The sequence below is a fragment of the Oxalobacteraceae bacterium OTU3CINTB1 genome, assembly GCA_024123955.1.
Classification (GTDB): Bacteria; Pseudomonadota; Gammaproteobacteria; order Burkholderiales; family Burkholderiaceae_D; genus Rugamonas.
Genome location: CP099652.1, coordinates 1,485,274 through 1,496,293 on the forward strand (window position 1 = coordinate 1,485,274; position 11,020 = coordinate 1,496,293).

General features: G+C 63.0%; 8 protein-coding genes. 6 read left to right on the top strand and 2 right to left on the bottom strand.

The window, feature by feature from the left end; genetic code table 11:
- Positions 1-7: 7 nt before the first annotated feature.
- Entirely contained in the window at positions 8-913 is a 906-nt protein-coding gene (locus NHH73_06430) for a helix-turn-helix domain-containing GNAT family N-acetyltransferase (protein USX27917.1), read from the bottom strand.
- A gap of 134 nt (positions 914-1,047) precedes the next feature.
- Here NHH73_06430 and NHH73_06435 point away from each other — a divergent pair, with 134 nt between their 5' ends.
- Both NHH73_06435 and NHH73_06440 read left to right on the top strand, forming a co-directional pair.
- Entirely contained in the window at positions 1,048-1,410 is a 363-nt protein-coding gene (locus NHH73_06435; protein USX27918.1) for a DUF5710 domain-containing protein, read from the top strand.
- A 90-nt stretch (positions 1,411-1,500) separates the two neighbouring features.
- Positions 1,501-2,625, top strand: coding sequence for a histone methylation protein DOT1-like protein (locus NHH73_06440; protein ID USX27919.1), 1,125 nt, complete (start codon positions 1,501-1,503; stop codon positions 2,623-2,625).
- Here NHH73_06440 and NHH73_06445 read toward each other — a convergent pair.
- A complete protein-coding gene (locus tag NHH73_06445) occupies positions 2,622-3,515 on the bottom strand; it encodes a LysR family transcriptional regulator ArgP (protein ID USX27920.1) in 894 nt (297 codons plus the stop codon). The two genes, NHH73_06440 and NHH73_06445, sit on opposite strands and share 4 nt — an antisense overlap.
- An 87-nt stretch (positions 3,516-3,602) precedes the next feature.
- Here NHH73_06445 and NHH73_06450 point away from each other — a divergent pair, with 87 nt between their 5' ends.
- The 4 genes from NHH73_06450 (at position 3,603) to NHH73_06465 (ending at position 11,002) form a co-directional block, all read left to right on the top strand.
- Positions 3,603-4,208: a LysE/ArgO family amino acid transporter gene (locus tag NHH73_06450; GenBank protein USX27921.1), complete on the top strand. Its 606-nt coding sequence runs from the start codon at positions 3,603-3,605 to the stop codon at positions 4,206-4,208.
- 582 nt (positions 4,209-4,790) lie between these two features.
- Complete coding sequence (locus tag NHH73_06455) at positions 4,791-6,710, top strand: EAL domain-containing protein (GenBank protein ID USX27922.1); 1,920 nt, start codon at positions 4,791-4,793, stop codon at positions 6,708-6,710.
- Between the two features lie 175 nt (positions 6,711-6,885).
- The gene (locus NHH73_06460) at positions 6,886-9,138 is read left to right on the top strand and encodes a TonB-dependent receptor (protein USX27923.1); all 2,253 of its coding nucleotides are present in this window, start codon (positions 6,886-6,888) and stop codon (positions 9,136-9,138) included.
- Positions 9,139-9,325: 187 nt separating this feature from the next.
- The gene (locus NHH73_06465; GenBank protein ID USX27924.1) at positions 9,326-11,002 is read left to right on the top strand and encodes a methyl-accepting chemotaxis protein; all 1,677 of its coding nucleotides are present in this window, start codon (positions 9,326-9,328) and stop codon (positions 11,000-11,002) included.
- Positions 11,003-11,020 lie beyond the last annotated feature (18 nt).

Below are 11,020 nucleotides of genomic sequence, written 5' to 3' on the forward strand. Positions count from 1 at the left end.
CCGACGTTCAGCCCAGCCGCTTGCGCATGAAAATGGTCGCCTGCGGATTGTCGTTGTAGCGTTCGCAGCGCTCGTAGCCCAGCTGGTCGTACAGCTTGATCGCCGCGTGCAGGTCGTCCTTGGTGTCCAGATACACGGCGCTGTGGCCTGCCTGCGCGGCGTGCTCTTCCAGCGCCCGCATCAGCGCCTGCGACAGGCCGCGCCGGCGGTAGCGGTCGGCCACATACAGGCGCTTGCACTCGACCGCGCCGCCCTCGGCACCGCCGGTGTCGACACCGGGCAGCGGCCGCATCGCCACGCAGCCGGCCGGGTCGCCGTCCACGTACGCGATCCACATCGCCGAGCTGGCATCGTCGAGGAAGGCGCGGATGGCGTGGTCGTCGTCGCGCAACACCACGCCGATGACGTCGAAATATTCGTACAGCAAGTGGCGCGCGTCGTTCAGCTGCGCGGCCGTGGCGCGCACAAGGTGGATGGACGGCGGCGCCAGGATTTCCCGCACCTTGCTCATTGCCGCCAGCAACTCCGCGCGCTGCGTTTCGCCCAACTGGTCGAGCATGCGCACCGTTTCCGACGAGACGCGCCGATTGATGTCGGCGATCGCGGCCTGGCCGTTGGCGGTCAGGCTCAGCAAGGTGGCGCGCTTATCCTGCGCCGACCGCACGCCCTCGATCAGCCCGCGCTCGGTCAACGAGCGCACCATGCGGCTCATGTAGCCGGCGTCCAGCCCGAGCTTGGTGCGCAGATGGTTGGCGGTGCAGCCCGGACAGTGCGAGAGCTCGTACATCATCCGGCTTTCGCTGAGCGAGTAGTCGGTGTCGAGGTAGCGCCCGCGCAGCAATCCCAGATGCACGGTGTAAAAACGGTTGAATTGCCGCACCACTTCGGCCTGTTGCTGCATTTGCTGATCCATATGACCCCGTTCGGTTTGCTATTAGTTGCCTTCGGCAAGTACTTTACCGACTATAGCGTTGTTGCGCCGTGCGGTCAACATGGCGCGCATGGCAGGCGGTAAAATGACGCCTTCCCCCTAGCGGAGTAGCGAAGATGATGTTTCTTAAAGTGCCGTTTGCGGAAAAAGACGAGGCCAAGGCGCTGGGCGCCCGTTGGAACGGCGAACGCAAATCGTGGTACGTGCCGGACGGTAAGCCGACCGAGGCGTTCGAACGCTGGTTGCCGCCCGGCGGCGCCGATTTCGTGCCGGCCAAGGCCGCGGCCGCGCCGAAGGCCAAGCCGGCCTCGGTCGACTCCTATGTCGGCAAATCGGTGATCGGCAAGCTGTACCAGGAATTGCCGCACGACTGCAATCCGTTCGAGGTGTGCCCGGTCTGCGCGCCCGCGCTGGCCACGTCCGGCTGGCAGGCGGCGCACGAGGACGTGGCCAGGTTGCTGGTCGGCCTGCGGGGCTGACGCCGTGTTCATTCCATGGTCAAGCTGAAACTATTGAGATAGTGACCACGCGCGGGATCGATCTGTTCTAGAATACTGCTGAGATGCAGTATGAGACTCACCCACCTGAAGCCGCCGATGAACAGTCATACGATGCCGCCAGTTTTTCGCACCGAAGACGGTCCGGTCACACCCGTCGCCAGCTTCAAGCAACCCGCCGATATCTTTGAAGCGCTGTTTCAAAGCATACAAGGCGGCGAAAAGCATGTCCGGCCACTGCTGGACCTGGTGCCCGATTCCCACTTTCTCGGCTTCATCGAGGTTGGCTACGCGCTGCGCGCCTGCCTGGAAGACATATCCCGCCGCGACTACCTGCTACAGCGCCTGCGCCCGCATCTGGACGTGCTGATCGGCACTTTGCCGGCGAGCATACAGCCGCACGGCATGCTGCCCAAACAACCGGCGCCGCCGGGTTTTCGCGACTTGCAGCAGATCGGCGACGACGAAATCCGCGCCTGGCTGATCGAAGATGGCGGCCTGATCTATGGCGAATTCGCCCGCTACGAGCTCGACAACCTGTTCGACGCCATTGCGCCGTCGATCCGCCCCGGCGGCGTCATGGTCGACCTCGGTAGCGGACTGGGCAAGGTCGTGATGTCGGCGGCGCTGGCGTTCCCGTTCGAGCGCTGCATCGGTGTCGAATGCATGGGTTACCGCCATCGCATGGCCTTGCAGCGCCTGCACAATCTGCTGGTGCTGGCCGAGCGCGGCGTGGCGCACCTGCCGACGCCGCTCACCCCCTATGCCCCGCTGACCTTGCCTTTCGGCGACGCCGCCACCGGCAGCCACCTGCTCGAGCTGGCCTCGCGGATCGCCTTTGTCGAAAGCGACATGTTCAAGGTGGACGTGCGCGGCGCCAGCCTGGTGTTCTTGTACAGCACCTGTTTCGGCCCGCTGATGGACGCGCTTGCCGACAAACTGGCGCGCGAGTTGCAAGAGGGCGCGCTGGTGACGACCACCACTTACGCGCTCAAGCATCCCGCGTTCACCTTGCTGCATTACTTCCCGGCCGGCACGGTGGCCTGGACCAACGTGATGCTGTATAAACGCACCGGCACGCTGGAATCGCTGCCGCCAGCGGACATCACGCATCCGCACCAACCGGACCCGGCGGAGTGGGAAGCGCGGGCGCGCCAGGACCTGGAAGCGATGGACGCGCGGGCGCGCAGCGCCTAGAGCAGCCATTTACGCGCGGTCGCGACGATATTTTCCGACAGCGTGCGGGTAAACGGCGTCTGGATATCCCAGATATGCCAGGTCAGCGGCACGTCCAGCACGTGGCCCGGCGCCAGATCCACCAACGTTCCCGCCTTCAGCAGCGCTTCGCATTGCAGCAGCGGCAACATGCCATAGGCGAATCCCGCTTCCAGAAAGCGCACAAACCCTTCCGAGCTGGACAAAGAGTGGTGCGGCACCCGTCCCGTATAGCCGGTGCGCTGCGCGATAAAGCGTGTTTGCAGCGCATCCTTGCGGTCGAAATACAAACTGGGCGCGTGCTGCACCGCCTCGGTCGTGAATCCGTCCGGGAACCAGCGCGCGGCGAAGGCCGGACTGCCGACGCACAGATACCGCATCGCCCCCAGCGGCGTGGCCGAGGTACCGGCCACTTGTACGGTTTCGCTGGTGACGCAGCCGAACACGCGGCCTTCGCGCAACATCGTCATCGTGTGGTCCTGGTCGTCCAGGCGGATCTGCAACAGGCACTCGCCCGAACTCATCAAGGGAGCGACCGCTTCCTGCAGCCAGGTGGCGGCGCTGTCGGCATTGATGGCGATGGCGATTTCCGGCCGGGCCGGGGCGCCGGGACCGGCGTGCGGGAACTCGGTCAAGGCCGCTTCCAGCAGTTGCACCTGGCGGTAATGGGCGATCAGCCGCTGGCCGGCCTCGGTCGCCACCGGCGGCTGGCTACGCACGATCAGCAATTCGCCGGCGCTGTTTTCCAGCATGCGGATGCGCTGCGACACGGCCGATTGGGTGATCGATAAGGCCGCAGCGGCCTTGTCGAAACTTCCATAGTCGATCACGGCATCCAGCGCCGCCAGTCCCCGATAGTCGATGCGGCTCATTAGCGCTCCTAATATTTGGTCAGTAATATTAATTATACTTATCTTTCGGCGCAAGCTAAGCTGTCGTCCTTCAACACGGGAGAACGCATGGAAGTGACCGCATTTTTAAAGGGCATGGGACTGGGCGGCGGATTGATCGTCGCCATCGGATCGCAAAACGCTTATTTATTACGCCAGGCGTTGAAGAAGGAATACGTGCTGACCTGCATCGCCATTTGTATTATCTGCGACGTGATGCTGATCGGCGCCGGCGTTGCCGGCATGGGCCGGTTAATTGTCGAGGCGCCGGCGCTGCTGTTGTGGATTAAATTGGCCGGCGCCGGGTTTTTATTCTGGTACGGGGTGAGGGCGGCACGTTCCGCATTCAATCCGGTTGCCATGAAAACCGGCAATGATCAACCCGCCGCCAGCCGATATGCGGTCATCGCGGCGATGCTGGCGTTTAGTTTATTGAATCCGCATGTTTATCTCGATACCGTGGTGCTGCTTGGATCGATAGGCGGCCAGCAGCCTGGCGATGGACGGACTTATTTTGCCTTGGGAGCGATGCTGGCGTCTGTTATATGGTTTTGCAGCCTGGGTTTGGGCGCGCGATTCTTGATACCGGTGTTCGCACGTCCGCGTGCCTGGCAGGTATTGGACGGCGTCATCGCAGTGGTGATGTGGATATTGGCGGTCACCTTGTTCCTCTAGGCGTCGGACGGAGACAAGCTCAAAAATGGCTGGATCATGCTGATTTTTGGCATAAAAACGTCATCCACAAGCCGCTTCCATGCTCTTTTGGGCAGCTAACTTAATGTAGTTGTAAATTTATTTCCACTGGGAACGAGTTGCGCCGCATTTCGCATACAATGCTGATAGTTGCCGGAATTGTGGCGCGCCGATCGAGTGGAAGAAATGAGCATAGAACCCGGCAAGTATTTAAGCGAATCGACAATGGCGGCGGCCTTTGCGTCGGATGCCATTCTCAGCACCTTGCTTATCTTTCTCTGGCTCACACAGCGCAAAGAGAAACATGCCTTATTCTGGGGCGTGGGCCAGTTGGCGATAATGACCGGTGTGATGACGTGGTTTATCGGCGCTCAATTACTGCCGCATCAATTCCGCCTGTTTATCTGCGCGCTGATGCTGACTGTGGGCATGGTCGGTTATTGGAGCGGAACCCAGTATTTTCTCGGTTATTTGCGGCGCCACCATTTGCGCGCCATATTGATTGCCGCTGCCGGTTTAACCGGCATATTTTATCTGCTGTGGAATGCGTTTTATGACATAGTGGTGCCCGCCACCGCATCGATCAGCGGCTTGGTGATGCTGTGGATGGGCGCGCGCTTAATCCAGGCGCAATATCGTTACCGCTGGCTGGGATATACCCTGGTCGCGCGCGGAATATTCAACGTCGTCTCCTCCATTACCCTGGGACCGGAACTGTATCTGCTCTGGTTTGCCGGCACCTCCATTCTCAAGACGCTGTCCATGCTCGGCCTGATCTATGCGGTGCAGGACGAAATCCAGCAACGCTACGTGCGCACCATCGACAGTCTGAGTCATGGCTTTTTGATACGGGACCGGCGCGGCTACGTCCATGTCGCCAACGAACGCTGCGCCCGCTTGCTGGGCTTCGACCGTGCCTCCGACCTGATCGGCAAGCACGTGTGCCAGTTGCTGCCCGACCTGACCGAGCAGATGGCCGACGAGTATTTTCGCCGCTTCGATGCCAAGGACGTCAAGTATCCCGTGACCGAAACGGCAACGTTTAGATTAAACAATGGCACCCGCCTGCCGGTCGAGATGATGGGGTCGCCATACATCGAGCGCGGCCGCCTGTATTGCCTGGTCCAGCTGCTCGACATCAGCGAGCGCAAGAAAAAGGACGACATGTTGTACCAGGCCGCCCGCATCGATCCGGTGACCGGCTTTTTCAACCGCCACGCGCTGTCGGCCGCGCTGGCGCAGGAGGTCGCGGACGCGTCGGTGGCGGGGCGGGAATGCGCGGTGCTGTTCCTCGACCTGGACAAGTTCAAGCGGATCAACGATTCCTTCGGCCACGCCATCGGCGACGAACTGCTGCGCCAGACCGCCCACCGTTTATATGGCGTGCTGCGCCCGGACGACTTGCTGGCCCGTTTCGGCGGCGACGAGTTCATCATCGTCATTCCCGATCTGGCGCCGGGCACGGCGACGGAAATGGCCGCCCGGTGCGCCGAGCGCGTCATCGGCGCCATGGCCAGCCGTTTCGACCTGTCCCACCATGCGATCGCCGTGTCGGCCAGCGTCGGCGTCGCCTGCTATCCATTGCACGGAAGCGATAGCGATATGCTGATACGCAACGCCGACATCGCCATGTACGAGGCCAAGAAAGCCGGGCGGGGCGAGCTGCGGTTTTTCAACGACGCCATGAACGCCGCCGCCAAGGATGCGCTGGTGATCGACGGCGCCTTGCGCGGCGCCATCGAGGCCGGCGAATTCAATCTGCTGTACCAGGCCATCGTCGACGCCCGCACTGGCAGGCTGACCAAGGTGGAGGCGCTGCTGCGCTGGCATAGCGCCGAGCTGGGGTGGATGCCGCCGGACCGCTTCATCCCGGTCGCCGAGGACAGCGGCATGATCGTCGCCATCGGCACCTGGGTGCTCAACGAGGCCTGCCGCCAGATGGCGCGATGGCGCGGCGGCCCGCTGGACGGTTTGACGATCAGCATCAACGTCTCGGCCTGGCAATTGGCGGACCCGGCCTTTGTGACGCTGGTGGAGCAGGCGCTCGCCAGCAACGGCCTCGACGGCCACCGGCTGGAGCTGGAATTGACCGAGCGCGTGCTGATCGACGACGGCGGCCAGGTGCGCGCGGTGCTGGGGCGCTTGCGCACCCTTGGCGTGAGTATTTCGCTCGACGACTTCGGCACCGGCTATTCCTCGCTCAGCTACCTGACCCGCTTCCAGCTGAACACCTTGAAGATCGACCGCGCCTTTGTCATGGATATCGAGCACAGCGAGCGCAGCAACAGCCTGGTGAACGCCATCATCGCCATGGGACACAGCCTGGGGCTGCAACTGGTGGCGGAGGGCGTCGAGACCGCCGGCCAGGCGGCGATCCTGGAAAAGATGGGCTGCCACTACCTGCAGGGCTACCATTTCTCGCGGCCGATCGCGCCGGACGACTTGCTGCGCTTTGCCGGCGAACGGCAACGATCCGGCCCGTGATTAGCCGCAACATGGCAAGGCCGGGGCCGCATCAAAATGGCGGCTTAGCCGATTCCCTTTGCAAATTGTTGTCATGTCATTCAGATGTCATGTCGCGGTCATCGTAACGTCACATGCTGTTCCTACAATCTTGCGAGTTGATCATTCCACTAACCCGCAAGAAAGAAGAACACTCATGCAACAGCGCTTCCCTCTGAAACCTTTGTGCCTGGTGGTCCTGCAAGCACTGGCCTTCCACGCCTATGCCGCCGACACGGCCGACGCCGCCGACAGCGCCGATAGCGCCGCCGCGGCCGGCGCCCTGGCCGGTCCGATGCAGTCGGTGGAAATCACCGGCCGCGGCCAGTCGCGCCAGGTGCAGAACATCAACAAGGCCGATCTGGCCGAGGCGCTGCCGGGCACCAGCCCGTTGAAGGTGCTCGACAAGCTGCCGGGCGTGAACTTCCAGTCCGCCGACCCGTTCGGCGCCTACGAGTGGTCGACCTCGTTCAGCATCCGCGGCTTCAACCAGAGCCAGCTGGGCTTCACCCTGGACGGTGTGCCGCTGGGCGACATGAGCTACGGTAACAACAACGGCCTGCACATCAGCCGCGCCATCTCGTCGGAAAACATCGGCAGCGTGCAAGTGTCGCAGGGCGCCGGTTCGCTGGGCACCGCCTCCACCAGTAACCTGGGCGGCACGGTGCAGTTCTTCACCCTGGCGCCGACCGACGAATTCGGCCTGACCGCCTCGCAAACCCTGGGCAGCGATTCGACCTCGCGCACCTTCGTGCGCGTCGATACCGGCCTGATCAACGGCGCCGTCAAGGCCTTCATCAGCGGCACCCGCCAGCGCACCGACAAGACCAAGGGCGAGGGCGCCCAGGACCAGGACCAGATCAACTCGCGCTTCGTGTTCAACTTCGGCGACAACAGCCTGACCGGCTTCCTGAACCATTCGGACCGCAAGGAAGTCGACTACCAGGACATGTCGAAGGAAATGATCAACCGCCTCGGCTACGAGTGGGACAACTACCAGCCGGACTGGCAGCGCGCCGTCAACGCCGCCAAGGGCCAGTTCAGCGGCGGCGTCAACAGCCTCGACGACGCCTACTATTCGGCCGGCGGCCTGCGCAAGGACACCCTGGGCGGCCTGACCCTGGACCTGAACTTCACGCCGGCCTTCCAGCTGAAGACCACGCTCTACAACCACGAGAACGAAGGCCAGGGCCACTGGTACACGCCGTACGTCGCCACCAACGCCGCCAACCCGATCTCGCTGCGCACCACCGAGTATGAAATCAAGCGCCACGGCGTGACGACCGACCTGACCTGGGACCTGGGCAACCACACCATCACCGCCGGCGCCTGGGGCGAGCGCAACGACCACACCGGCAGCCGCAACTACTACGCCGTCACCGGCCCGGCCGACACGATGGTCTACCTGCGCAACCCGTTCCGCACCGACTGGGCGCAGAACTTCATCACCACCACCGCCCAGTACTACGTGCAGGACAGCCTGAGCCTGATGGACGGCAAACTCAAGATCAACGCCGGCTTCAAGAGCATGAGCGTGGACATCGCCGCCCGCAACATCGTCGGCACCCGCGCCGCCGGCAAGCTGTCTGCCGAGAAGAACTTCCTGCCGCAGGCCGGCGTCAACTACGCCCTCAGCGCCGACGACGAGGTGTTCGCCTCGGCCTCGAAAAACATGCGCGCGCACCAGCCCGGCGTGAGCGGTCCGTTCTCGCAAACGCAAGACGCCTACAACGCCGGCGTCGCCAACCTGAAGCCGGAAACCTCTACCAACGTCGACCTCGGCTACCGCTTCAAACGCGCCGACATCCAGGGTTCGCTGGCCGTCTACAACGCCCGCTTCGACGATCGCCAGCTGAGCGTGGCCACCTGCGCCGGCATCGTCGGTTGCCCGTCGACCTTCGTCAACGTCGGCAAGGTCGACACCAAGGGCGTGGAAGCGATCGCCGTGTGGAAACTGAACCGCGAAATCAGCTGGTTCAACTCCTACACCTTCAACGATTCGAAGTACAAGTCGGACTACATGGATGGCAGCACCCTGGTGCCGGTCAGCGGCAAGACCGTGGTCAACGCGCCGCGCAACCTGTTCAGCACCGAAGCGTCGTACGAGACCGGCAGCTGGTTCGCCCGCCTCGGCGGCAAGCTCACCGGCAAGCGCTACTACACCTACATGAACGACAACGGCGTGCCGTCGTTCTGGCTGGCCAACCTGTCGGCCGGCTACAAGATGAAGTCGCTCGGCATGCTCAAGGAACTGTCGCTGCAAGTGAACGTGACCAACCTGCTCGACAAGGAATACATCAGCACGATCGGCACCAACGGCTTCCAGGCCCGCGATCCGAACGGCACCGCGCAGACCTTGCTGACCGGCGCGCCGCGTCAGATCTTCGTCACCCTGAACGGCAAGCTGTAAGCTAAGACCATAGGCTTCCGCTGCGGCGGCAACAAGGCGTTCCAATCGATAAATTTTGCGTATCGCGCAAGGTTTAGAGACTGGAACGCTTTCGTCGCTTATGGGATACAACTACAAGCGTGGCGCTGGCAGCGCCGTGTGCGCCGCCTCATACTGTTCTGTCCGTTCAGCTATTGAGGAGTGCGCCGTGAAATGGTTTTATGACCTGAAAATCGCTACCAAATTAATCGTCTCGTTTGGTGCCGTGCTGCTGCTGACATTGGTGATGGGCCTGGCCGCGATGGTGTCGACGTCAAGGGTTAACCAAGCCTCGAGCGACATGGCGGAGAACTGGATGCCCAGCGTGCGCATGGCGATGGAATTGCGCGCCGACGTCGGCGAGTTCCGCCGGTGGGAACTGGCGCATCTGCTCAACACGGAAACGGCGCGCTACGCCACCTACGACAAGCGCTTCGAGGAAACGCTGGCGACGCTGAAGACGCACCGCGAAGCCTATGAAAAACTGATCAGCAGTCCCGACGAACAAGCCATTGTGACCGAGTTCGACAAGGCCTGGGCCGCTTTCCTTGGCGACCATGGCAAGATGATGGAATTGTCCGCCGCCGGACGCAAGGAAGAGGCGCTGTCCTTGTCGCGCGGCACGTCCGCCGCCAAGCTGAGCGCGGTGACCGACGCCACCGGCAAGCTCGTCAAACTGAACATTGACGGCGGCGACGCGGCCAGCGACGCCGCCACCGTCACCTACGAAAACGCGCGCCTGACCTCGATCATTTTGTTGGTGGTTAACATCGGCGTCGGCATTGCGCTGGCGCTGTGGATCGCCCGCGTCGTCTCGGCGCCGCTGCGGCAAGCCGTGTCGGTGGCGACCGCCGTCGCCGGCGGCGACCTGACCCGCGCCATCGACGTGGAAAGCGCCTGCGAAACGGGGCAACTGATGGGCGCCTTGCGGGACATGACCAATAATCTGCAGCGCCTGGTCAGCCAGGTGCGCAGTGGCACCGACACCATCGCCACCGCGTCGGCCGAGATCGCCGCCGGCAACCAGGATTTATCGTCGCGCACCGAGCAACAGGCGTCGAGCCTGGAGGAGACGGCGTCGTCGATGGAGGAATTGACCAGCACCGTCAAGCAGAACGCCGACAACGCGCGCCAGGCCAACCAGCTGGCGCAGTCGGCCTCCGGCATTGCCATCAAGGGCGGCGACGTGGTGGGGCAGGTGGTCGGCACCATGTCGTCGATCAACGAATCGTCGCGCAAGATCGTCGACATCATTTCCGTGATCGACGGCATCGCCTTCCAGACCAACATCCTGGCGCTCAACGCCGCCGTGGAAGCGGCGCGCGCCGGCGAGCAGGGCCGGGGCTTCGCCGTCGTCGCCAGCGAGGTGCGCAACCTGGCGCAGCGCTCGGCGGCGGCGGCCAAGGACATCAAGTTGTTGATCAACGATTCGGTGGAAAAGGTCGAGGCCGGTTCGCAACTGGTCGACCAGGCCGGCACGACGATGAACGAGATCGTCTCCAGCATCACGCGGGTGACCGATATCATGAGCGAGATCACCTCGGCCAGCGCCGAGCAGAGCGACGGCATCGAGCAGGTCAACGTGGCCATCACGCAGATGGACCAGGTGACGCAGCAGAATGCGGCGCTGGTGGAGCAGGCCGCGGCGGCGGCCGAGTCGATGCAGGAGCAGGCGGCGCGCTTGAGCGAGGTGGTGAGCATCTTCAAGCTGGGCGGGACGGCCGCGATGGCGGCGCCGGTGGCGCGGGCGGGCGTGGCGCGCAAGCCGCTGGTGGCGGCGGCGCCGAAAAAGGCGGCCAAGCCGGTCAAGCAGGTCGCCAATGGCGACGAATGGGAAACCTTCTAAACCACAGTTCCACGTAGG